General features: G+C 67.8%; 23 protein-coding genes. 13 read left to right on the top strand and 10 right to left on the bottom strand.

The features are described from left to right. Window positions 1-30 precede the first annotated feature (30 nt). Complete coding sequence (locus AVL48_RS15125; protein WP_061981729.1) at window positions 31-687, bottom strand: response regulator; 657 nt, start codon at window positions 685-687, stop codon at window positions 31-33. Then, on the bottom strand, window positions 684-1,877 hold the full coding sequence (locus AVL48_RS15130) for a sensor histidine kinase (RefSeq protein ID WP_061981730.1): 1,194 nt from the start codon (window positions 1,875-1,877) through the stop codon (window positions 684-686). Before AVL48_RS15130 ends, AVL48_RS15125 begins: the two co-directional genes overlap by 4 nt. Before the next feature lie 164 nt (window positions 1,878-2,041). On the opposite strand from AVL48_RS15130, the gene AVL48_RS15135 reads away from it, so the two are divergent. The 11 genes from AVL48_RS15135 (at window position 2,042) to AVL48_RS15185 (ending at window position 13,803) form a co-directional block, all read left to right on the top strand. Continuing rightward, entirely contained in the window at window positions 2,042-3,610 is a 1,569-nt protein-coding gene (locus AVL48_RS15135; RefSeq protein WP_061981731.1) for a dynamin family protein, read from the top strand. A 128-nt stretch (window positions 3,611-3,738) separates the two neighbouring features. Next, window positions 3,739-4,218: a YqeB family protein gene (locus tag AVL48_RS15140; protein ID WP_061981732.1), complete on the top strand. Its 480-nt coding sequence runs from the start codon at window positions 3,739-3,741 to the stop codon at window positions 4,216-4,218. Continuing rightward, window positions 4,215-4,871 (top strand): TetR/AcrR family transcriptional regulator, encoded by a 657-nt coding sequence (locus AVL48_RS15145; protein WP_061981733.1) that lies wholly within the window; start codon window positions 4,215-4,217, stop codon window positions 4,869-4,871. Before AVL48_RS15140 ends, AVL48_RS15145 begins: the two co-directional genes overlap by 4 nt. Window positions 4,872-4,905: 34 nt before the next feature. Continuing rightward, window positions 4,906-5,409: a nucleotide exchange factor GrpE gene (grpE, locus tag AVL48_RS15150; RefSeq protein WP_177242326.1), complete on the top strand. Its 504-nt coding sequence runs from the start codon at window positions 4,906-4,908 to the stop codon at window positions 5,407-5,409. After that, window positions 5,406-7,241: a dynamin family protein gene (locus AVL48_RS15155; protein ID WP_061981734.1), complete on the top strand. Its 1,836-nt coding sequence runs from the start codon at window positions 5,406-5,408 to the stop codon at window positions 7,239-7,241. The genes grpE and AVL48_RS15155 overlap by 4 nt, the downstream gene beginning before the upstream one ends. Before the next feature lie 175 nt (window positions 7,242-7,416). After that, a complete protein-coding gene (locus AVL48_RS15160) occupies window positions 7,417-8,133 on the top strand; it encodes a DUF6802 family protein (protein ID WP_061981735.1) in 717 nt (238 codons plus the stop codon). Window positions 8,134-8,528: 395 nt separating this feature from the next. Next, complete coding sequence (locus AVL48_RS15165) at window positions 8,529-10,352, top strand: phosphoenolpyruvate carboxykinase (GTP) (RefSeq protein ID WP_061981736.1); 1,824 nt, start codon at window positions 8,529-8,531, stop codon at window positions 10,350-10,352. Window positions 10,353-10,435: 83 nt separating this feature from the next. After that, entirely contained in the window at window positions 10,436-11,308 is an 873-nt protein-coding gene (locus tag AVL48_RS15170) for an LLM class F420-dependent oxidoreductase (RefSeq protein ID WP_074038277.1), read from the top strand. Beyond that, the gene (locus AVL48_RS15175; protein WP_061981737.1) at window positions 11,305-11,910 is read left to right on the top strand and encodes an ABC transporter ATP-binding protein; all 606 of its coding nucleotides are present in this window, start codon (window positions 11,305-11,307) and stop codon (window positions 11,908-11,910) included. Before AVL48_RS15170 ends, AVL48_RS15175 begins: the two co-directional genes overlap by 4 nt. Beyond that, the gene (locus tag AVL48_RS15180) at window positions 11,904-13,151 is read left to right on the top strand and encodes a DUF6297 family protein (protein WP_061981738.1); all 1,248 of its coding nucleotides are present in this window, start codon (window positions 11,904-11,906) and stop codon (window positions 13,149-13,151) included. The genes AVL48_RS15175 and AVL48_RS15180 overlap by 7 nt, the downstream gene beginning before the upstream one ends. 76 nt (window positions 13,152-13,227) lie before the next feature. Then, window positions 13,228-13,803 carry an EndoU domain-containing protein gene (locus AVL48_RS15185; protein ID WP_061981739.1) on the top strand — a complete coding sequence of 192 codons (576 nt, stop codon included), beginning with the start codon at window positions 13,228-13,230 and terminating at the stop codon, window positions 13,801-13,803. On the opposite strand, the gene AVL48_RS15190 is transcribed toward AVL48_RS15185, so the two are convergent. Then, window positions 13,800-14,072, bottom strand: coding sequence for a helix-turn-helix domain-containing protein (locus AVL48_RS15190; RefSeq protein ID WP_061981740.1), 273 nt, complete (start codon window positions 14,070-14,072; stop codon window positions 13,800-13,802). The genes AVL48_RS15185 and AVL48_RS15190 overlap by 4 nt on opposite strands. A 134-nt stretch (window positions 14,073-14,206) precedes the next feature. Beyond that, window positions 14,207-15,823, bottom strand: coding sequence for an alpha/beta hydrolase (locus AVL48_RS15195; protein WP_061981741.1), 1,617 nt, complete (start codon window positions 15,821-15,823; stop codon window positions 14,207-14,209). A 204-nt stretch (window positions 15,824-16,027) separates the two neighbouring features. Between AVL48_RS15195 and AVL48_RS15200 the strand changes: the two genes are divergently transcribed. Further along, window positions 16,028-16,306, top strand: a complete 279-nt coding sequence (locus tag AVL48_RS15200) for a DUF3311 domain-containing protein (RefSeq protein WP_061981742.1) — start codon at window positions 16,028-16,030, stop codon at window positions 16,304-16,306. After that, window positions 16,303-17,946 (top strand): monocarboxylate uptake permease MctP, encoded by a 1,644-nt coding sequence (mctP, locus tag AVL48_RS15205; RefSeq protein WP_061981743.1) that lies wholly within the window; start codon window positions 16,303-16,305, stop codon window positions 17,944-17,946. The genes AVL48_RS15200 and mctP overlap by 4 nt, the downstream gene beginning before the upstream one ends. Here mctP and AVL48_RS15210 read toward each other — a convergent pair. From AVL48_RS15210 to AVL48_RS39545, 6 genes are all read right to left on the bottom strand, one after another. Next, window positions 17,943-18,188, bottom strand: a complete 246-nt coding sequence (locus AVL48_RS15210) for a hypothetical protein (RefSeq protein WP_061981744.1) — start codon at window positions 18,186-18,188, stop codon at window positions 17,943-17,945. The genes mctP and AVL48_RS15210 overlap by 4 nt on opposite strands. A 267-nt stretch (window positions 18,189-18,455) precedes the next feature. Continuing rightward, window positions 18,456-19,667: an RNA polymerase sigma factor gene (locus AVL48_RS15215; protein WP_061981745.1), complete on the bottom strand. Its 1,212-nt coding sequence runs from the start codon at window positions 19,665-19,667 to the stop codon at window positions 18,456-18,458. Continuing rightward, window positions 19,664-20,041, bottom strand: coding sequence for a YciI family protein (locus AVL48_RS15220; RefSeq protein WP_061981746.1), 378 nt, complete (start codon window positions 20,039-20,041; stop codon window positions 19,664-19,666). The genes AVL48_RS15215 and AVL48_RS15220 overlap by 4 nt, the downstream gene beginning before the upstream one ends. Before the next feature lie 3 nt (window positions 20,042-20,044). Further along, window positions 20,045-20,401: a YciI family protein gene (locus AVL48_RS15225; protein ID WP_061981747.1), complete on the bottom strand. Its 357-nt coding sequence runs from the start codon at window positions 20,399-20,401 to the stop codon at window positions 20,045-20,047. Window positions 20,402-20,477: 76 nt separating this feature from the next. Beyond that, on the bottom strand, window positions 20,478-21,401 hold the full coding sequence (locus AVL48_RS15230; protein ID WP_061981748.1) for a bifunctional helix-turn-helix transcriptional regulator/GNAT family N-acetyltransferase: 924 nt from the start codon (window positions 21,399-21,401) through the stop codon (window positions 20,478-20,480). 240 nt (window positions 21,402-21,641) lie between these two features. Further along, complete coding sequence (locus tag AVL48_RS39545) at window positions 21,642-21,791, bottom strand: hypothetical protein (RefSeq protein WP_007032374.1); 150 nt, start codon at window positions 21,789-21,791, stop codon at window positions 21,642-21,644. Window positions 21,792-22,048: the final 257 nt, after the last annotated feature.

The raw sequence follows: 22,048 nt of genomic DNA on the forward strand, positions 1-22,048 counted from the left end.
CACCGAATGACCACTTTTCCGCAGAAGTTCTCAGGTGACGCCGGGCCGCGCCAAACCGGTCTCGTAGGCGAGCACCACGGCCTGCACCCTGTCCCGCAGATCCAGCTTCGACAGGATCCGGCCGACGTGCGTTTTCACCGTCGCTTCGGACAGGAACAGCGTCTCGGCGATCTCAAGGTTCGAAAGACCCTTCGCGATCAGCACGAGTACCTCCCGCTCGCGCTCGGTGAGGACGTCGAGTTCGACCGCGTCCCGCATCGGCTTCCCACCGCCGCCGACGAACCGGTCGAGCAACCGCCGCGTGACCGACGGCGAGACCACGGCATCGCCGGAAGCGACCGCCCGCAGCGCCGAGACCAGGTGATCCGGCTGCGTGTCCTTCAACAGGAACCCGCTCGCCCCGCCCTGCAACGCCGAATAGACGTACTCATCCAGATCGAACGTCGTCATGACGAGCACCCGCGCCGTTCCGGCCTCGACGATCCGTTTCGTCGCCTCGACCCCGTCCAGCACCGGCATCCGGACGTCCATCAGCACGACGTCCGGCCGTAGTTCCTCGGCGAGGCGGATGGCCTGCGCGCCGTCCCCGGCCTCGCCGACGACATCGATGTCGGCCTGCGCGCCCAGGACCATCCGGAACCCGACGCGCATCAATTCCTGGTCGTCGACGACCACCACTCGGATCACGTCGCCAACCTAACCGGGAGCCTCGCGTGCACTTGCCACCCTCCACCGGGAGCGGGGCCGACCTCCAGCGTGCCGCCGAAGACGTTCGCCCGTTCCTTCATTCCGATCAAACCGTTCCCGCCGGGGACCGTGAGCCTTCGCGGCCCGGTAGGCGCTCCGTGTGGAGCGGCCTTCGTCGCGCTGGGCACGAGCTGTTTGGCGTGGCCGGCACCGTCGTCGGTGACCAGGACGTCGATGACGTCCGCCTCCCGGCGCACCCGTACCTCCGCCTGCGCGCCGTGCCCGGCGTGCTTGAGCGTGTTCGTCAGCGACTCCTGGACGATCCGGTACACACCGAGCGAGACACCGGCGGGCAGGCCGTCGAGCGCGTTCGCGCCGATCGCCAGCGTCACCGGCACCCCGGCCAGCCGGATGCGATCCGCGAGGTCGGTCAGCGCGCTGGCGTCCGGCTGCGGCACGCGCGGTTCGTCGTCACCGTCGCTGCGGAGCACGTCCAGCAGCCGCCGCAGCTCGGCGAGCGCGCCGCGGCCGGTCTCCGAAATCGTCTGCAAGGCCCGTTTCGCCATCTCGGGATTCCCGTCGACCGCGTAGGACGCGCCATCGGCCTGCACGACCATCACACTCACCGCGTGCGCGACGACGTCGTGCAGCTCACGGGCGATCCGTCCGCGTTCCTCGCCGACGGCGATCCTGGTCGCCTGGTCCCGTTCCGTCTCCAGTAGATGCAACCTGGCTTCCACCTCCTCGTGATAGGCACGCCTCGCGCCGGCGAACTCGCCGAGCGTCCAGCACAGTGCGGTGGCGAAGACGCCGATGATCGCCAGTACCCAGACGTCCTCCGGCGGATCGACCCACAGCTGGATCCCCGAGGTGACGAGCGTCGCCACCAGGTACAGCAGTCCTTGTTTGCGTCCGACGTAGACCAGCACCGAGTAGATGCTGATCATCAACGCCAGCCCGCTGGCCACGCCCAGCTCCAGGGCGCCGTGCGGGATGCCGATCAGCAGCACCAGGTACGCCGACCACAGCGTCGCCTTCCGGCGGAAGACCAGCGGCACCACCATGGCGATGTCCAGCGGCAACGCCACATACCAGGGCGGCATGGGGACTTCCGGCGTCTCGGTCGCCGCGACGTAGACCAGCAGGTCGGTCAGCAACAGGACGACGGCGATGAAACTGTCACCCGCCATGGGGTGGGCACGCATCCAGAGGCTCAACCGTCGCACCTGGTAACACTATGTCGGCCTGGACCGCTCGCGCGTCGTTCGCCGGTACCACCTTCGGTGCGACCCGAGGATGAGCGGCATGGCACGATTCGACTCGGCAGACTCGACGACTGGGAGGGGCAGGCGCCGTGACGTCACCGACGGAGCAGGGGCGGCTCGCCGGTCCGCTGTCGATGTCGGTGGCGAACCTCTGCCATCGCCTGCAGCCGCAGGTGTCCGCGCGGACCGCCGCCGGCTTCGCCGAGGTGCTGCGCAGACTGGGCGGTCCGCTGCAGGTCGCCGTCGCGGGCCGGATCAAATCCGGTAAGTCCACGCTGGTCAACGCCCTGATCGGCCGCCGGGTCGCGCCGACCGACGTCGGCGAGTGCACCCGGCTGGTGACCCGGTTCCAGTACGGCACGGTCGACCGCGTCGAGATCGTCTTCAACGACGGCCGCAAGCAGGTGCTGCCCTTCGCCGCCGACGGGATGATCCCGGCGGAGCTCGGCATCGAGATCGACAAGGTCTCGCATATCGAGGCGTACCTCACCAACGCGGTCCTGCAGGGGATGACCGTCATCGACACCCCCGGCCTCGGCTCGCTCGACGCGGCGTCGGTGTCGCGGACCGAGCAGCTGCTGGGCGCGGCGAAGCACCGCAAGGCCGACGACGGAGATGAGGACGAAGAGGGCTCCGACGAGTTGGACGACACTTCGCGCAACGCCGTCGCGGGCGCCGAGGCCGTGCTCTACGTGGTCACGCAGGGCGTGCGCGCCGACGACCAGCAGGCGCTCGCCGCGTTCACCGCCGCGACCGCGAGCCGCGAAGCCGGTCCCGTGAACGCGATCGCGGTGCTCAACAAAGCGGACACCATCGCGCCCGAGTCGGTCGAAGGTTCGGGCGGCGACGTGTGGAAGGCCGCGACGCTGCTGTCGGAGAAGCAGGCCGCGACGCTGAAGCCCCGCGTCGCCGACGTGCTGCCGGTGATCGGGCTGATCGCGGAATCGGCGGAGTCCGGCGGGTTCACCTCCGGCGACGCCGAGGCGCTGCGCCAGCTGGCCGAAATGGACGACGACATCCTCGAGACCATGCTGATCTCGGCGGACATCTTCACCAGCTGGGAATGCGACGTGGCGGCTGGCACCCGGCTGCGGCTGCTGGAGAAGCTGGACCTGTTCGGCGTCCGGTACGCGGTCGAGGCGATCCGCAAGGAACCCGAGATCACCGCGGGTTCGCTGCGCCGGAAGCTCCTCGACGCCTCCGGGCTCGAAGCCGTTCGGCAGCGCCTGAGCATCGTCTTCGCCGCCCGCGCCGACGGCATCAAGGCGGCCGCCGCGCTGGCTTCGGTCACCGCGCTGGCCCACGCGTCGGGTGACCCGGCCGAACGGCAGCGCGTCCACGACGCGATCGAGGTCCTGCTCGCCAAGCCCGAAGCGCACCAGCTGCGGCTGCTCGAAGCGCTCACGCTGGTCGCGTCCGGCGCGGTCGACATGCCAGAGGACCTGTCGGAGGAGGTTCTGCGCGTCGGGAGCAACGCCGATATCGGTGCCCAGCTCGGCAAGCCGGGCGCCCCCCGTGCCGAACTGGCGGCGCACGCCCTGGAGCGCGCCGGCTGGTGGCGTTCCTTCGCGTCCTTCGGTGCGACACCCGCCCAGAGCCGCGTCGCGCACGTCGTGCACCGGGCGTATTTCCTCATCTGGCAACAAATCCGCGACTGACCCCCTCTCCTTCCCCCTCCCCGCGTTTCGTCCTCTGAATGCGGTACATGCACGCGCAACCACCGCATTCAGAGGACGAAACGCGGCCCGGTTTGATAAACCGAGCGCTCGGTCTAATAATGAAGCCCATGGAAACGATCGTCGACGAGCCCCAGTGGCTGCGCACGGCCTCCTGGCTCGGCTGCCCGCTGGCGGGCGCCGCCATCGGCTGGTTCCTCCAGTCGATCGCGGACTGGGTGGTCTCACTGAGCTGGGTTCCCTTCAAAGGCCCGTTCCAGCTCGTCTCGGACATCCCTCACCCGTGGGGCGTGGTCGCCGGGATCGGCGCGGGCCTGGTCCTCGGCCTGCTGTTCGCCGCGGTCTGGGCGCACGAGCGGCTCATCGTCAAGGTGACGCCGACGCGGATCACGCTGACCACGAAAGGCCGCAGCCGTGCCTTTGAGGCCAAGCTCGAAGCCGTTTTCCTCGACGGCAAGGAACTCGTCCTGCTCGCCGCCGACGGCCGAGAGCTGGTTCGGGAGAAGGCCGACGTCGATCGTCAAGCCGTCGCCACTGCGTTCCGCGAGTACGGCTATCCCTGGCAAGACGAGCCGCCGGCGGTGAAATGAGGACGGTCGACCCGGTCAAGCACGAGGCGAAGCGCCGCGCGATCCTCGACGCCGCCGCGGGCTGCTTCGCGATGAAGGGTTTCGAGAAGACCACGACGGCGGAGATCTGCCGCGCCGCCGGGATCAGCACCGGCAGCCTGTTCCACTACTTCCCGAACAAGCGCGCGGTCTTCGTCGGCATCTTCGAGCAGGACGCCGACGAGACCACGGCCCTGCTCGCCGCCGCGAGGGAGCTCGAGGATCACTGGGAGGCGATCCTCCACGTCATGGTGCACGTCTCCGAGCAGCTCCTGCACCCCGTCGCGGCCAAGCTCGTCCTCGAGGTCGCCGCGCAGTGCGCCCGCGACGCCGAACTGGCCAGGTTGATCCAGGGAAACGACCGCTTCCTGCGCGACGGCCTCCTGGACCTCGTGGAGCGGGCGATCGAAGCGGGACGAATCGATCCCGGCGTCGAACCGAAGGTCGCCGCCGACTGGCTCACCGCGTTGATCGACGCGCCGCTTTCCCGGGTGATCCTGGATCCCGATCTCGATCCGGCCGCGGAAATCGCGGTGCTGAAGCTGATCCTCGCCAGATTCCTCCGTCCCGTTCTGCCGATTTCACCCCCAGAGGGCGCGGCCGTAGCCGACACTGGTGAAATCTCTCCGAGCTGATCGGGCAGCTCGAGAACGCCAGTAACGGGGGTCGATGCGGGTGGGTGCCTGGCTGCGCAAGAAGGCGGTCGAAGTGGAGAATCCGGACGATGTGCCGACCGGTCAGATTCCGGCCGCGAGTATCGCCGCGATCATCGCCGAAGTCGACGGTGAGACTTCGCCCGCCGAGGGAACCGAGGCCGTCGAAGCCGCGTCGAAGACCGATGTGGAGTCCACGACCACAGGTCCGGCCGACCTCGAACAGGCTCTCGCCGACCGGCAGGCGTTGATCCAGCTCTGCCTGTACGCCCTCGACCGCGCCCGTAGTGGCGGCGTCGTCGAGCGGCTCGAACACGGTCTCGCCGGTATCGGCGTCCGTGCCCTGCGCCCGGACGGCGAGCGGTTCGACCCCGCCGTGCACGAGGCCGGTGGCGCGGTCGCGACGGAGGATCCGGCACTGGAAGGGCTCGTCGCGGAGACCGAGGTCGTCGGCTTCGCCGATCACGACCGGGTCCTGCGCGCGCCGATCGTCATCGTCTACGCGAAGAAGGCCCAGTGACCGCTCCGAGCGCGGCGGCCAACCTGCCGGCGGTCGTGAAGAGCACGCGCGAGCAGCTGCTCACCGTCGTCCGTGAAGCCGATCCTCAGGCCGCGAAATGGGTCGAGGACATCCGGAAGGCGCGGCCGAAGAAGCCGTCGGTCGTGGTGGTCGGCGAGACCAACCGCGGCAAGAGCTCGCTCGTGAACGCGCTCCTCTCCATGCCCGGTCTGTCCCCTGTGGACGCCGATGTCGCCACGGCGACGTATCTCGTCTTCGAACACGCCCAGCAGTGGTCCGCGCAGGCCTGTTATCCGGGGCAGCTGGCTCCGGTGCCGATCAACCTGAACGAGCTGATCCACTGGGTCTCGGCCGCGCACGAACTACCGGAAGGGCAGATCCCGCCGCGCTACGTCGAGGTCTCCGGCCCGGTACCGCTGCTCGAACGCGTGTCCATTGTGGACACGCCAGGGGTCGGCGGGCTCGACTCGCTGCACGGCGAGCTGGCGAAGGAGGCGGCGGCCGGTGCCACCGCGCTGCTGTTCGTCGTGGACGCCTCCTCCCCGTTCACCGCGCCGGAGCTGCAGTTCCTGCACGACATGGGCGAGCGCGTCGAGACCGTGTTGTTCGCGCTGACCAAGACCGACCAGTTCCGCGGCTGGCGCGAGGTGCTCGAAGCCGACCGGCGGCTGCTCGCCGAACACGCTCCCCGGTTCGCCGACGCGGTCTTCCACCCGGTGTCCGCGCGCATGTTCGAGACGGCGGCCAAGGCGCCGAACGAGCAGATGGCCATGATGCTGCGGGAGAAGGCCGGGATCGCCGCGCTTCAGGGCGCGCTGCAGGAGATGCTGGTCGGCCGCTCGGCGATGCTGGGTGAGGCCAACACCCTGCGCGCGTTGTCGAGCGCGCTCGCCGAACTCAAGGCGAAGCTGCAGGCGGAAAGCCGGGCGCTGTCCGCCGGTGAGGCCGAGGCGGAACAGCTGCGCCGGCGCCGCGACGACCTCACCACCGAACGTCGCTCGTCGACCCGTGGCTGGCAGCTGAAACTGCGCGCGGAGATCCAGCGCACCCGCGTCGAGGTCGGCCACGAGACCAGCAGGCAGATGCGCGACGCGTCGACGCATTTCCGCCAGCAGATCGACGGCGCGAAACGTGACGCCCTCGCCGCGCTGCCGCAGCAGGTGGACATCGCGCTGCAGACGACGTCGCAGCGGATCTCGATGCTGCTCTCCCAGCGGCTCAACCAGGTCACGAACGTCGCGCTTTCGGAGCTGTTCTCGGCCGAGGAACTCGACATCATCCGAGGCCAGTTCGCCAGGGCGGGCGGCCCGCCGGTCGTGCTGCGCCCGCCGGACAAGAAGCCGCCGACGGCCGAGGACAAACTGCTCATCTTCATGGGGGTTTCCGGCGGTCTCGGCGCCGGAAAGGTCGCCGCGCTGCCGTTGGCGGGCGTCGCGATCCTGAACCCGGTGATCCTGCCCGCCACGATCATCATCGGCCTCGGCGCCGGCTGGTGGATGGCGCGGACCCGCAAACACGCGTCCGACAAGCAGCACATGAAGCAGTGGCTGGTCGAGGCGATCGCCGACGCTCGGTCCACGTTGGACCAGCTCGTCGCGGAGCAGCTGATCGAGGCCGAACAGCAGCTGTCGATGGCGCTCGACGAAGCCCTCGGCCGCCGCATCGACGCGATCGAGGCGGAGCTGAAGGAAGTCGACAAGACGATCAAGATGGGCGCGCAGGAACGGGCGAAGAAGATCTCGGTCGTCGCGAAGCGCCTGAAGGACGTCTCCGACGGCCGCGACCGCGCCGAGGCACTCCTCGGTCGCATTCGGTCACTACGCGACGCCTGACCACTGCATTTCGTCCTCTAAATGCGGTACTTGCGCGCGCAACTACCGCATCCAGAGGACGAAACGCGCTGGTCCGGGCGCTCGGCCGGGTGGCGCTGTTGTGGACCGGAACCGAACGGGCCTACGGTGAGTCATAAGCTTCGACACACCGGCAGGTCAACGAGGGGGTTATCCCATGTGGGTCGACGAGAGCGGCGGCACGGACACCGAGGCGGGCTCCACGGAGGCCGTCACGGTCCACGTTGACGGCGAGGAGTACCAGGCCGAGCTCAACTACGACCTCGACAAGGACGGCGTGAACGACGCCGCCGTCATCCAGCACGACGACGGCACCGGCCAGGCGTTCGTCGACACCGACGGCGACGGCGACGCCGACCAGTACGCGGTGCTCGACGAGAGCGGCAAGGTCGTCCAGGAAGCCGTCTACGACGAGGCATCCGGAGCCTGGGTCGAAGCGGGCGGCAGCGACGACAGCGGCAGCGACGCGGGTACCAGCGGCACCATGCACGCCGACATGCCCAACGGTGACGTCGAGGTAGGCCCGCCCACGATCGACACCGACGGTGACGGCACCCCCGACACCGCCGTCATCCAGACCGAGGACGGCCGCACGATCGCGTTCACCGACAAGGACGGTGACGGCAAGGCCGACATCGCGGTCGAGACGGATGCTTCGGGCAACTCGAAGACCTACGAGCACACCGGCCCCGGCCAGTGGACCGAGACCAGCAGCGGAGTGGTCAACGAGGACATCGGCTCGGCTTTCGCGAGCACTCCGGCCGCCGTCGGCGACCCGGCGGGCGACGCGGCCTGGGGTGGCGCGGGCACCGAAACACTCGAAGGAGTGGCGAAGATCGATTCCGCCACCGGCCAGTGGATCAGTCCCAACTAAACCCTGAAATGGCCTAAACCAATATCAGAGTGGTTCAGTCCATTTGATGAGTCGATTCGTGTAATCCTGGTCACAGAACAGTCCGGTACGAGATCTCGTACCGGGCTTTCTCATGTCCGATTCGCCCGCCCGTGGTGTTGTCGATCACCGGAAGAATTTTTGCGGATGGCCCATTCCGGTGATACTGAATCGATTCCCTTATCGTTCTTGTGAGAGAACCGACAGGTCAGCTCTCGGTTACCTGCCGGTCATCCGGCTACTCTCGGGGAATCCCAAAACCTGCACACCGGCCTTCCCGCCGGTGTGCGAAGCCATTCGGTCGCCGGCATCGAAGCCCGCATCGGAACAGCGTCGTTCCCGGTGTGGGCTTCTGCCGTCGGAAGTCAGGAGTAGAGATGACCGCAGTCGCCATCCCTGGACTGGATAAAGCGCCGACGACGCACTCCGGCGTCCTGTCCTGGGTCCGGGAGGTCGCCGAGCTGACCACTCCGGACCGAGTGGTGTGGGTCGACGGGTCCGACGAAGAGGCCGCGCGTATCAACGCCGAACTGGTCGCCGCCGGCACGTTCGTGCAGCTCGACGCGAAGCCCAATTCGTACTGGGCCGCTTCCGACCCGAATGACGTCGCCCGAGTCGAAGAGCGCACCTTCATCTGTTCGGAGAACGAAGAAGACGCCGGTCCCACCAACAACTGGATGGACCCGGCCGAGATGAAGGCCACGATGACCGAGCTGTACCGCGGGTGCATGCGCGGTCGCACGATGTACGTCATCCCCTTCTGCATGGGTCCCCTCGGCGCCGAAGACCCCAAGCTCGGCATCGAGATCACCGACTTCGCCTACGTCGTCGCCTCCATGCGCGTGATGACCCGCGCCGGTCAGGCCGCGCTGGACAAGTTCGTCACCGAGGACGGCACCGAACGCGAGTTCGTCCCGGCGCTGCACTCCGTCGGCGCCCCGCTGGAGCCCGGCCAGAAGGACGTCTCCTGGCCGTGCAACACCACCAAGTACATCTCGCACTTCCCGGAGAGCCGGGAGATCTGGAGCTACGGCTCGGGTTACGGCGGCAACTCGCTGCTCGGCAAGAAGTGCTACTCGCTGCGCATCGGCTCGGTCATCGCCCGCGACGAGGGCTGGCTGGCCGAGCACATGCTGATCCTCAAGCTGATCTCGCCGGAGGACAAGGTCCACTATGTCGCGGCGGCGTTCCCGAGCGCCTGCGGCAAGACCAACCTCGCCATGCTGCAGCCGACCATCCCCGGCTGGCGCGCCGAGACCCTCGGTGACGACATCGCGTGGATGCGGTTCGGTGAAGACGGCCGCCTGTACGCGGTGAACCCCGAGTTCGGGTTCTTCGGCGTCGCGCCGGGCACCGACTGGCACACCAACCCCAACGCGATGCGCACCATCGAAAAGGGCAACACGGTCTACACGAACGTGGCGCTCACCGACGACGGCGACGTCTGGTGGGAGGGCATGGGCGAGAAGCCCGCGCACGCCACCTCCTGGAAGAAGCAGGACTGGACGCCGGAGTCGGACGAGAAGGCCGCGCACCCGAACTCGCGCTACTGCACGCCGATGTCGCAGTGCCCGATCCTCGCGCCCGAGTGGGACGACCCGAAGGGCGTGCCGATCTCGGCGATCCTGTTCGGTGGCCGCCGCAAGACCACGGTCCCCCTGGTGAACGAGGCCCGCGACTGGCAGCACGGCGTGTTCATGGGCGCCACCATGTCGTCGGAGACCACCGCGGCCGCCGCCGGCGCGGTCGGCAACGTGCGCCGCGACCCGATGGCCATGCTGCCGTTCCTCGGCTACCACGCCGGTGACTACTTCAAGCACTGGCTGGACCTCGGCAAGAACGCCGACGCGAACAAGCTGCCGAAGATCTTCTACGTCAACTGGTTCCGTCGTGGCGACGACGGCCGCTTCCTGTGGCCGGGCTTCGGCGAGAACTCGCGGATCCTGAAGTGGGTCATCGACCGCGTCGAAGGCAAGGGCAACGCGATCGAGACCCCGGTCGGCTTCGTGCCGAACGCCGAGGACCTCGACACCGAGGGCCTCAAGGAGCCGCTGGCCGACATCCAGGCCGCGCTCGACGTCTCCGCCGACGAGTGGCGCCAGGAGCTGCCCCTCATCGAGGAGTGGTTCGAGAAGATCGGCGACAAGGTCCCGTCGTCGTTGCGTGACGAACTGGACGGGCTGAAGCAGCGTCTCGGCTGATCCAGAACACCGGAGAAGGCCTCATCCTCATGGTCGTTCCTGAGGATGAGGCCTTCTTCTTTCCGCCTGGGTAACGTGGCCGTATGTTCAAATTCGGGGTCAACATGATCGTCCCGGAGAGCCGCGCGGCCTGGGTCGGGAAATGTCGGAAGGCCGAGGAACTCGGTTTCGACGTCATCGGTGCCGCCGATCATCTGGGCATGGCGCCGCCCTTTCCCGCGCTGGTGCTCGCCGCCGAGGTGACCGAGCGGGTGCGGCTCAACACCTTCGTCATCAACACCGCCTTCTACAACCCGGTGCTGCTCGCCCGCGACGTCACGGGCACGGATCAGTTCACCGAAGGCAGGCTGGAACTCGGGCTCGGCGCGGGGTACGTGAAGGCCGAGTTCGAAGCGGCGGGGATGGAATTCCCCAGCGCGGGCAAGCGGGTCGATCACCTGGAACACACCATCAAAGAGCTGAAACGGCTCTACGCGGACGAAGCGCACAAACCGGAAACCGTGCAGAAACCGGGCCCGCCGTTGATGATCGCCGGGCGTGGAGACAGGTTGCTCACGCTTGCCGCCGAACACGCCGACATCATCGGGTTCACCGGCACGGCCGCGGTTCCCGACGGCGGCGCGCTCGTCGCCGCGGATGCCGCGGAAATCGAAGAACGGGTGAATTTCGTCCGTGAAAAGCTGAACGGCCGCGAAGTCGAATTGAACATCCTTTCGCATTTCATCGGTGTCGTCGAAGACCGGCAGACCGGGTTGGAGCAGGTCCGCCATTCGCTGAAGGGATCGTTGACCGTCGAGCAGCTCGCCGAAGTGCCGACGGCGTTGATCGGTACGCCGGAGCAGATCGCCGAACAGATCCTGGCTCATCGCGAACGCTTCGGCTTCACCTACTTCACCGTGCTGGAGCACAACATGGAGTCGTTCGCGCGGGTGATCGAGGTGTTGCGCGACCGATGATCGACGTACGCGGGCTCGGTGTCCAGGCCGGGGAGCAGTGGTTGTTCGACGGCCTCGATTTCGAGGTCGAGGCGGGCGAATGCGCGGTGATCGTCGGGCCGAACGGGGTCGGGAAATCGACCCTGCTGCGCTGCCTGTACGGAACGCAGACCCCGCAGCGGGGTCGGGTGGTCGTCGCGGGCGGAAAACCCGATGAACGTGATCTTTCCTTCCGTCGCAAGGTTTCCGTGCTGTTCGACGACTCGGATTTCTTCGCCGAACTGTCTCCGCTCCAGCATCTCGAACTGCTGGAGGGCTCGTTCGGCGCCGATCTCGGCGATTTCGGCGAGCTGCTGGCGGACGCGGGGCTTTCCGAGCGGGCGAAGGTCACCGCCGGCAAGTTCTCCGCCGGGCAGCGCCGCCGCCTGCTGCTCCTCGGCGCGACGGCACGGCCGCACGACGTACTGCTGCTCGACGAGCCCGAGCGAGCGCTCGACGTCGCCGGGAAGGAATGGCTGACCTCGCTGATCGCGCGTTCGACCGGCGCGGGGGCGGCGGTGGTCGTGGCCACGCACCATCCCCCGCTGCTCGAAGCGGCCGATTCCACCCTCGAGTTGTGGTGAGCACCAAGGCCCCCACGCGGGTTCCGGGCCGGCAGCGCTTCGGTGGAGTGCTCAACGGGGACTACCAGACCTTCCTGGCACTGTTCGGGTTCGGTGCGTTGTTCACCGCGTTCCAGAACCTGCCCAAGCTGCGTCATTTCCTCTTTGGACAGTCCGTTGTGGACTTTGCCGCGGTGTTCGGCCTCCTGATCGTGCTGTGCGCGATCTTCTGGCGAAGCCTGCTGCGCCGTGGTTTCGTCTGGGCCGAACCGGCGGCGCTGACGTGGATGGACTTCGCCGGCGTCGACAGGCGCCGCCTCGTCGTGAAGCGGATGTGGACGTTGTGGCTGGGCCTGGTCGTGGTGGTCGGCTACACCGGGGCGCTGGTCACCGCGATCGGCGGCGGATCGAAGGACGTCTGGATCGCGATGTCGGCGTTGACCGCTTCCGGGGCGATCCTGGCCGGGGTCACCGCACGGCGGACGGCGATCCGCGGGGAAACGGCGGGCCCGGTCGTGCTCGCGCTGGCCGGGCTGGCGGTGGCCGCCGCCGGAGTGGGCCCGATCGCGGTCGAAGCGCTCGCCGGTGCGCTGTTTCTCGTCGCGGTCGCGATGGCTTTCGGCGGCGAGCCGGTGTCCGGGGTCGGGCGCCAGGAACTCGTCGACGGCTGGAACGCGCGGCTGCTGCGGGCGATGGCCGCGGTCTTCATGGATCCCATGCTGCTGATCCCGGAAGCGAGGCCGGTGCCGTGGCTTTCGCTGCGGCGGCCGACGGCACTGCGGCTCGCGTGGGCCGGGGTGCTCGGCCGTCTGCGTTACGCGGCGGCCAGTGTGGTGATCGCGTGCCTGACCGGCGTCGGGCACCTGGCGTTCCCAGCCGTCCCGGTGGCGCCGCTGTTCGCGCTCGGCGCGTACGCGGCGCTCGTGCCGTTCGCCGGCGGGCTCGGTGACCTGTGGCGCAACCCCGGCCGCAGGCGCTGGCTCGGTGCGTCCGACTGGGAGTTGCGGCTGGTCAACGGCCTGGTGATCGCTGTACTCGGCCTCGGTTGGGGAGGGTCGCTCGGCCTGGTGACGCTGACCCTCGGGGTGACGCCGGTGTGGCCGGGGTGGCTCGCGATCCCGCTCGCCGTCGCCGCCGCGCTGAGGACGGCGACGCGTCCGCCGATGAACTACGACGTCAGCGGCGGGGCCGCCGGACTGCAGGCCCTGCGAGGCGCCGATTTGCTGATCGCCGGCTCGATAGTGCTCTCCGTCGTCACCTGACCTCACCCGTTCCCGCGTTCGGACCCTTCGAATACTCCGAACGCGAGTTACCCTCGGGGCGACGAAGGGAGCACGAGTGGGCGGCGGGCACGCACCGGGAAAGGGACGGCGGGCGACCAGCGAATTCCCCGCGGGCTGGACCGACGAGCAGATCATCGCGGTGATCAAGGACGTCGCGAACGATCCGAGCGAACCTCGGCGCAGACAGCACAACGGCCGCTGGCGCTGCGCGGGCGAGCGGTACGGCGTGCACCTGATCGTGCTGGTCGAGGACAACGGGAACGTCAAGACGGGCTATCCGGTCGCGGGCCCCGGCGTGGTCCGCAATCCCGATACCGCGGCCGATCCGGCGAATCCGACCGTCGCCGACCTCGCCGCGGGCCGCATCAGCTTCTTCGGCGAAAGCCTGCTCGACCAGATCGCCGACCGCGTCGCGCCGGACGTCCTGGCGTTCTACCGGACCTTGCACTGGTCGGGTGAGTGGGAGGAGCTGGCCGACGTCCTCATCGCGCACGCGATGAACGAGGACCTGCGGCTCGGGGTGGACGAATTCGCCACCTTGGAGAGCCTGTTGAACAGCTTCGAGCTGCCGATCGACGGCTTTCTCTACCTGAACGACCGGGCACACACCCTGGCCACCTTGCGCCCCTAACTCGCTTCGGCGACTTCAGAGGCTCCGTCCACCGTCGCCCGGAGGACGTCCAGCGGCATTCCGACGGCGTCGGCGATCGCCGTCACCGTGAAGAAGGCGGGTGTCGGGATCCGGCCGGTCTCGATCTTCCGGAGTGTCTCCACTGAGATCCCGGCCTCCGCGGCGACCTCGACCATGCTCCGCGACGCCGACGCGCGGGCGTCCCGGAGCGTCAGCCCCAGCCGCTCGCCGCGTTCGCGCTCTTCGTCCGTCAACGGCACTCGCACCATGCGTCCAATAGTAATACCGCCGCTGGCCGGAGTTACCCCCAACCTGTGGATAACTCTGTGCACAGGTCTGTGGACCGGCCGAAGAAAGGGCCCCGCCGAGCCGAAACTCGACGGGGCCACAATCCCTAGGGGTTTCAGGCGCCCGCGGGCACCGGAAGTGGGAGTCCGGGAACGCTCTGGTCGTTCGGCACCTTGCCGTCGACGAGGAAGTCCTCCACGAGCTTGTCCACACCCGCGTTGCCGCCGGCGTAGATGCCGTGGTCACCCTCACCGGTCACCGTGATCATCCGCGAGTTGGCGAAGCCGCGGTGCGCCCGGGTCGCGCCCTCGATCGGGGTCGCCGGGTCGTGCACCGACTGGACGATCAACACCGGCGGGACGCCGGCACCGTCGAGCTTCGGCAGGTCGACCGGCTTGTTCTTCCAGAAGATGCACGGCTGGATCAGCCAGCCCGCGCCGAGCAGCGGCAGGTCCTTGTCGATCAGCTTCTGCGACTGCCGGATCACGCTGTTCCGGTTGCCGTACCACGGGCCCTCGTTGCAGGGGATGGTCCAGAAGCTGGCGTTGTAGGAGTCGCCGTCGGTCGGGACGAACAGCGGCTGCGGGCCGATGACGCCGTCACCGTCCACCGTCTCCGCCTTGACCTTCTGCGCGGCCGTGGCCTTCTGCTGCTGGGTCGAGGTGCCCTCGGTCAGCGTCTTCAGGTTGACCAGGTAGTCGGCCAGCGCCGGGAAGTTCCGCTTCGAGTAGAGGTACCCCGCGATGGTCGAGTCGAGGGCGTTGGCCGAAACCGGGACGCCATCCACCTCGACCGGGTTCTGCGTCAGCGCGAAGCGGACCTTCTCGTAGGTCTGGCGTGCGGCTTCGCCGGTCTTGCCGAAGCCGTAGACCTTGTCGTACTTGCCGATCCACGGCAGGAAGTCCTGGCGCCAGCGGCGCTCGAAGCCGAGCGGCTGCCCGTCGAAGGAGTTCTGCCAGGTGGTGGTGAACTCGGTCGACGAGTCGAGCAGGAACTTGCCGGTCCGGGTGGGGAACTGCTGCGCGTAGTGCGCGCCCATCCAGGTGCCCGCCGAGTAGCCGACCCAGTTGATCTTGTCGCGGCCCAGCAGGACACGCAGCAGGTCGATGTCGCGGATGGTCTGCGCGGTGTTGATGAGCGGGCCCAGCTCGCCGGACTTCACCTGGCACGAGTCCGCCGCGTACTTGGTGGCGTCCAGGATCAGGTTGAGGTTCGCCCGGCTGCGGTCGCGCGGGTCGAGGTCGGAGCCGGTGCCGATCGCGTTGCCGCAGGTGATGTTGGTGCTCTTGCCGGTGCCGCGCGGGTCGAGACCGATGATCTCCTGGTTCGCGCGCAGCTTTGTCTGGTTACGCAGACGGGCCGGGAAGTTACGGCCCGGAGCACCGGGGCCACCCGGGTTCGTGACGACGCTGGCCGTCGCCTTGCCGCTGGTCGCGGCGAGCCGGCTGACGGCGATCGTGAGGTCGATGTTCTCGCCGGGCTTGTACCAGTTGCGCGGCGCGAGGTAGGTGGCGCACTCGATGTTCTCGGCACCCGGAGGCGGCGCCGACGGCAGCTCATTGGCCGTGCACTTGTGCCAGTCCAGCTTCTGGCCCGCGTACTTCGCCGGAATGTTGGTGGAGTTCAGAGGCTGCTGCGTGGCCGCCTCCGGTCCTGCGAAAGCAGGAGTGAACCCGGCCAGCATGGTGCCGGCGACAGCCGGGATCACCACCGCATAGCGGAGTTTCTTCATCCGATGCCCCTTTGGTCTTGCGTGCGAAGTTCCTGTTCGCCACTGCGGGCTATTGATATCCGCTCAGGGATGCGGGCGGCAACCGCCCTTCGTCGGGACGACGGTGCTGATCAAATCGATATCGGACGCGCGTGACCCAAGTGGGGGAGAGGTTCTAGGGTCATCGGGACCATCCGGGGTTACGGGAGTGTTAGGTGAGGTCCGATGGCGTCAGGTAAGGCAGACGGGAAGGTGCGGGGCTTTCAGTTCAGCCCCTGGAACCTCCTGCTGATCATCCCGTTGCTGGTGCTGATCACGTCGTTGTTCAATTCGGACGGCCCTCGGCTGTTCGGGATGCCGTTCTTCTACTGGTTCCAATTCGTGTTCGTGGCCGTGGGCGTCCTGTGCACCTGGATTGTCTTCGTGATGACCAAGGACAAGCCGACCAGTGAGCGTCCCGACCGGCTGTCCGTGGACGAGCTCGACGAGGGGGACCTCAAGTGACGAACATCCAGTGGCCCGAGCTGATCATCTTCGCGATTCTCTTCGCGGTGGTCACCGTCCTCGGCTTCGTCGCGTCGCGCTGGAAGGCCGGCAACACCCTCGACCACCTCGACGAATGGGGCCTCGGCGGCCGCAAGTTCGGTTCGTGGATCACCTGGTTCCTGCTCGGCGGTGACCTCTACACGGCCTATACCTTCGTAGCCGTCCCCGCGCTGATGTTCAGCGCCGGCGCCATGGGCATGTTCGCACTGCCGTACACGATCATCGTCTATCCGATCGTGCTGATGCCGGCGCTGCGCATGTGGTCGGTCTCCCGCGTTCGCGGCTACGTCACACCCGCCGACTTCGTCCGCGGCCGGTTCGGTTCGCCGACGCTGGCACTGCTGATCGCGATCACCGGGATCATCGCGACGATGCCGTACATCGCGCTGCAGCTCGTCGGCCTCGAAGCCGTGCTGCGGACCATGGGGATCAACGGCTCCGGCATCGTCGGGCACCTGCCCCTGCTGGTCGCCTTCATCATCCTGGCGGTCTACACCTACCAGTCCGGCCTGCGCGCGCCCGCGCTGATCGCGTTCGTCAAGGACATCCTGATCTACCTCGTGATCATCGTGGCGATCATCTACCTGCCCTCGAAGCTCGGCGGCTGGTCGGCGATCTTCGACGCGGCGGACGCGAAGTTCGACAAGACGCAGAACCCGGCGGACGGCATCCTGCTCACCGCCAACAACCAGCTGCAGTACGCCACGCTGGCGCTCGGTTCCGCGCTCGCGCTGTTCCTGTACCCGCACTCGCTCACCAGCGTGCTCGCCTCGCGAGGCCGTAGCGTGATCAAGCGGAACATGGTCGCGCTTCCGGCGTACTCGCTGGTCCTCGGCCTGCTGGCGCTGCTCGGTTACGTGGCGATCAGCGCCTCGGTCTCACCGATCACCAACAACGCCACCGGCAAACCCGACACGAACACCGTCGTCCCGGTGCTGTTCGACTCGCAGTTCTCGTCGTGGTTCGCCGGGATCGCGTTCGCCGCGATCGGCATCGGCGCGCTGGTGCCCGCGGCGATCATGTCGATCGCGGCGGCCAACCTGTGGACCCGCAACATCTACAAGGAGTACATCAAGAAGAACGCGACGCCGGGCCAGGAAGCGAAGCAGGCCAAGCTCGCTTCGCTGATCGTGAAGTTCGGCGCGGTCGCGTTCATCCTGTTCATCGACCCGCAGTTCTCGATCGACCTGCAGCTCATCGGCGGGGTGCTGATCCTGCAGACGCTGCCCGCGGTGGCGATCTCGCTCTACACGCGGTGGTTCCACCGCTGGGGCCTGATCGCCGGCTGGGTCGTCGGCATCGGCTGGGGCCTGATCATGCTGTACGGCATCCCGAACGCGGCGACGGGCAAGGCGCACTTCGGCGGCTCGGCGCTGTCGATGGGCAACCTGTCGATCTTCGGCTGGCACCCGTTCGGCGGCTCACAGCTGCAGATCTACGTCGGATTTGTGGCGCTGGTGGCGAATCTGCTGGTCGCGGTGATCTTCACGGTGATCGCGCGGCAGCTGAAGGTCTTCAACGGCACGGACTCCACCGAGCCCGAGGACTACCACGCCGACGAGCACGACAAAGATCTCCGCGAGATCGGCGTCCACTAGCTCCCGCTCTGGGAATGGGCCGCGTCCTGCCGGGACGCGGCCTTTCTCATGGCCGCGTCCGCCGTCAGGCAGAGCACGAGACCGTTCAGCAGATGCCAGACGAAGTGCGTCCCGGCGGGGAAGTTCCCGCAGACGGCGTGGTCGGCCGACCGGAACGCGAGCGACACCCCGAAGACCGCCGCGGCGAGTGCGAACCTACGGCGATGTGTGGCACCGATCCGCACGCTCTCCCGGTTGTCCACACCCCACCGCCGTTGTGGACAACTCGGCCCCCGATCCCCCACGATCCCGCTCTCCGACACCCCCTCCCGATACGCTGGAGCGGGGCGCGCCCCCCTGGGACGGGTGGGGGATGGGTTCCGCGCTTCGCTGGGACCCGTTTCTCAAGTCTGTGAAGGCGTCCTTGAGGTATTCAGAGTCCGTCAAGGAGGCCTTCACGGAACCATCGACCCCTCGACGGGCCAGCGCGCCCCGAACGGGCGTCGAGGGCGCCTGACCTACCTGACGGGTCAGGGGGTGCAGCCCGCCAGGCGCCGGGTGAGGAAACGGCGTTGCGGCTCCGAGCACGGCAGCGCCAGCGCCCGCCGGTAGTGGCCGGCCGCGCGCGCCGGGTCGCCGGCGCGCAGCCACAGTGCGCCGAGGACGGCGGGCAGCAGGGTGTAATCCGGCAGGTCCGCCTCGAGGGCTTCGAGTTCGGCGATCCCGGCGAAGGCACCGTCCACCATGGACAGTGCAATCGCCCGGTTCAGCCGCGCCACCGGCGACGGTCGCAGCGCCAGCAGGTCGTCGTACAGCCCGACGATCCGGCGCCAATCGGGCGGTGAAGCGGTGCTGTGGCACACCGCGATAGCCGCCTCGACGTGGTACGCCGACGTCTCCGGACCGGTGCACGCCAGCCCGAACAGCCGCGTCCCCTCGGCGATCATCGGGTGGTCCCAGCGGTCGCGGTCCTGCTCGTCGAGCAGCAGCAGATCGCCGTCCCGGTCGACCCGCGCGGGCAGCCTGCTCGCCTGCAGCAGCATCAGCGAGACCAGCGCCCGCACCCTGGGCAGATCCGTCTTCGGCTCGGCCAGCAGCAGCCGCCCCAGCCGGATCGCCTCACCGCACAGCTCCCCGCGCACCGCGACCTCACCGGTCGTCGCGTCGTAGCCTTCGTTGAACAGCAGGTACAGCACCGCCAGCACACTGTCCACTCTGGACTCCAGTGCGTCCGGCCCCGGCAGGGTGAGCGGCTTCCCGGATTGCCGCAGCCACCTCTTCGCGCGCACCAGCCGTTGCGCGACCGTCGCGGGTTTCGTCAGCAGAGCCGCCGCGATCTCGTTCACTCCGAGCCCGCCGACGGTCTTCAGCGTGAGCGCCACCTGCGAGACCGTCGGCAGCGCGGGATGGCAGCACAGCAGCATCAGCACGAGTTCGTCGTCCGTACGCCGGTCGACGTCGTAGCCGTCGAGTTCCACCAGGTGCGGCAGGAGCGCTCGCAACGTCCGCTCCCGCCGGACGACGTCCATCGCCCGGTTCCACGCGGCCCGGAACAGCCAGCCCTGCGGATTGTCCGGCACCCCGCACTGCGGCCAGCTGCGCAACGCCTGCTCCAGCGCGTCCGCGACGGCTTCCTCGGCGAGGTCGAGCCGCTCGGAGCCGAGCGCCCTGGCCAGCGTGGCGACGATCCGCCCGGCGCTGTGCCGGAACAGATGCTCCACCACGCCGGCCGGGCGGCTCATGACAACCCAAAGCGGCTCAAGTGTTCTTCGCGCGGGGTGTCGAGATCGAGAGTGACCTCGCTGACCACGAACATCCCGACGCCGTCCACCGCGATCGGATGCGTCTCGAACAGCTTCGCCGCTTCGTCGAGGTCATTGGCCTCGACCACGAGATACCCGGCGATGATCTCGCTCGCCTCGGTGAACGGCCCGTCGGTGATCGTCCCGGCGCGCACCACCCGCGATTCCGGATCGAGCCCGGCGGCCGCGATCAGCCTGCCCGACGCCCGCAGTTCCTCCTGCCACGCGAAGTACCGGTCGATGCCGTTCTCCGCGGGTTCACCCGTGGACTCGACGTGCCGCGGGAAGGTCATCAGACCGACGAACTTCGGCATCGGTCAGTCCTCACAACCGCGTTCGCCGACCTTGCGCACCTCGATCGGCCCGAACCGCAGGTGCGGGTGCGTCGCGAAGATCTTCTCCGCCTGATCGAAGTCGTCGGCCTCGATGACCTGGTAGCCGCCGACGATCTCGGTGGCTTCGGTGTGCGGCCCGTCGGTCGCGCCGACCGTGCCGCCGGAACCGCGCAGCACCCGACCGCTCTTCGACAGCCCGCCGCCGCCGACGAACCGCCCCTCCTTCGTCCGCTCGTCGGCCCACGCCAGGTAGTTCTCGAGGACGCGTTGCGCCTCGTCGGGGCCGAGGTGGTCGTGCGCATCCTTGGTCGCGCGGATGAATCCGATGTACTGGGGCATGGTGTCCTCCCTGGGATCGATGGTCCCTAGACGAACGAGCCCGCCGCAAATCGACACCGTCCGGGACAACGGCGGCTCACAACTCCAGCCGCCACGTCTGCCCGGTCAGCTCGTAGCCGAAGCCGGGGATCGTCTCCTCCTCGGCGAGCCGGAAACCGGCCTTCTGATAGATCGCCCTCGCCGAATCCAGCAACGACACCGTCCAGAGTTCGATCGCCGCGTAGCCGGACGCCCTCGCGAACTCGACGCATTCGGCGACCAGGCGTTTCCCGACACCACGTCCGCGGGCGGCCGGTTCGAGGAGCAACAGCCGGAGCTTCGCGGTGCGCCCGTCTTCGGCAGGCATGCAGAAGACGCTGCCGACCCGCTCTCCGTCGAGTTCCGCGATCCACCCGGCCTGGCGAGGGTCGCCACGACGGTCGACGTAGTCCGCGACGACCCGGGCGACGAGTGCTTCGAAGCGTTCGTCCCAGCCGTACTCGCGGGAGTAGAGGGCGCCGTGGCGGTGGACGACCCAGCCGAAGTCGCCGGGCCGGGGCGGGCGCAGGACCAACGTGGGATTCGATCGGCGTTCGCCGACCAGCGAGGTGATCGCGCCCATCGCGCCGAGCAGCCGCTCCTGCTCGTCGTCGCCGAAGCGGCCGAGCAGCGAACCGATCCGGTCCACCGAGCGCGCGTCGAGGACGGCGAAGGCTTTCCGGCCGTCCTCAGTCAGCTTGATGACCTGGCGACGGGCGTCCTCGTCGCTGCGTTCGCGAGTGAGGAGGCCGCGTCCTTCGAGCCTGCCGAGCAGCCTGCTCGCGTACCCCGCGTCGAGATCGAGGCGTTTGCGCAGATCGGTGACCTGAGTCGAATCCTGCTGCGCGAGTTCGAAGAGAACCCTGGCTTCACTCAGGGAGTACTCGGCGTCGGCCGGTCCTTCGTCCAGGACTCCGATCACGCCGGTGTACAACCGGTTGAACGCCCGGACGGTCGCCACGCGGGCCGCGGATCCGGTCATTTGACCACCTCAACAGATTCGTTGACTGGGTCAAAGATTAGCGGCAATGCGGTGACGGAAAGAAGTTCACGAGGAAAAGGATCCGGACATATGGAAACCCCGTGATGCTGCCAGGTCGGGGGTCCGCCAGCATCACGGGGTCGTAGTGGGTATCGACGCTGCTTTCCGCGGCGTTACAGCCCACGCACTATGTGTCGTAGGTCACTCGAATGGGCGACACTCACATGGTGCTTCGTCGAATCAGCGCATGTGTGTGTGACGCGCCTGCGAGATAGCGATGAGCTCCTGACGAACGGTCGCGGTGGCCGCGGTGTCGATCGCCCGGTTCAGGGCCCGGCGAGTGCGAGCCTCGGCGCGACGGGCACGGAGCTTGGCGGCGATGTTGTTCATCGGTTTAAGTCATCCCCTTGAGGGTCTTGTGTCTTAGTGGCTGTGCACCTAGTATGCGCCTTTTTTCACAAGAACGCCAACGATTATCCGGTGACTTGGCACACTTGCCGATGAATCATCGGCAACGGGAAGGAAAATCCGGAGAGATTTGGTGTCGCCGGTCACTTCTTGGTAACGCTGGCGTTCTCTAGCGTCCATGCCATACGGCGTAAGAGGGCGCGATGAAGCCGACGGTAGAGCTTTCTACCGCTTTATAA

Origin of the sequence: Amycolatopsis regifaucium, from assembly GCF_001613935.1 — a bacterium.
Lineage (GTDB): Bacteria > Actinomycetota > Actinomycetes > Mycobacteriales > Pseudonocardiaceae > Amycolatopsis > Amycolatopsis regifaucium.

What these genes read in the sequence shown, in the direction of transcription:
- AVL48_RS15130 (WP_061981730.1), bottom strand. Translation starts at nt 1,877, where the DNA reads ATGGCGGGTGACAGTTTCATCGCCGTCGTCCTGTTGCTGACCGACCTG.
- AVL48_RS15140 (WP_061981732.1), top strand. Translation starts at nt 3,739, where the DNA reads ATGGAAACGATCGTCGACGAGCCCCAGTGGCTGCGCACGGCCTCCTGG.
- AVL48_RS15145 (WP_061981733.1), top strand. Translation starts at nt 4,215, where the DNA reads ATGAGGACGGTCGACCCGGTCAAGCACGAGGCGAAGCGCCGCGCGATC.
- grpE (WP_177242326.1), top strand. Translation starts at nt 4,906, where the DNA reads ATGCGGGTGGGTGCCTGGCTGCGCAAGAAGGCGGTCGAAGTGGAGAAT.
- AVL48_RS15160 (WP_061981735.1), top strand. Translation starts at nt 7,417, where the DNA reads ATGTGGGTCGACGAGAGCGGCGGCACGGACACCGAGGCGGGCTCCACG.
- AVL48_RS15165 (WP_061981736.1), top strand. Translation starts at nt 8,529, where the DNA reads ATGACCGCAGTCGCCATCCCTGGACTGGATAAAGCGCCGACGACGCAC.
- AVL48_RS15170 (WP_074038277.1), top strand. Translation starts at nt 10,436, where the DNA reads ATGTTCAAATTCGGGGTCAACATGATCGTCCCGGAGAGCCGCGCGGCC.
- AVL48_RS15175 (WP_061981737.1), top strand. Translation starts at nt 11,305, where the DNA reads ATGATCGACGTACGCGGGCTCGGTGTCCAGGCCGGGGAGCAGTGGTTG.
- AVL48_RS15190 (WP_061981740.1), bottom strand. Translation starts at nt 14,072, where the DNA reads ATGGTGCGAGTGCCGTTGACGGACGAAGAGCGCGAACGCGGCGAGCGG.
- AVL48_RS15195 (WP_061981741.1), bottom strand. Translation starts at nt 15,823, where the DNA reads ATGAAGAAACTCCGCTATGCGGTGGTGATCCCGGCTGTCGCCGGCACC.
- AVL48_RS15200 (WP_061981742.1), top strand. Translation starts at nt 16,028, where the DNA reads ATGGCGTCAGGTAAGGCAGACGGGAAGGTGCGGGGCTTTCAGTTCAGC.
- AVL48_RS15215 (WP_061981745.1), bottom strand. Translation starts at nt 19,667, where the DNA reads ATGAGCCGCCCGGCCGGCGTGGTGGAGCATCTGTTCCGGCACAGCGCC.
- AVL48_RS15220 (WP_061981746.1), bottom strand. Translation starts at nt 20,041, where the DNA reads ATGCCGAAGTTCGTCGGTCTGATGACCTTCCCGCGGCACGTCGAGTCC.
- AVL48_RS15225 (WP_061981747.1), bottom strand. Translation starts at nt 20,401, where the DNA reads ATGCCCCAGTACATCGGATTCATCCGCGCGACCAAGGATGCGCACGAC.
- AVL48_RS15230 (WP_061981748.1), bottom strand. Translation starts at nt 21,401, where the DNA reads ATGACCGGATCCGCGGCCCGCGTGGCGACCGTCCGGGCGTTCAACCGG.
- AVL48_RS39545 (WP_007032374.1), bottom strand. Translation starts at nt 21,791, where the DNA reads ATGAACAACATCGCCGCCAAGCTCCGTGCCCGTCGCGCCGAGGCTCGC.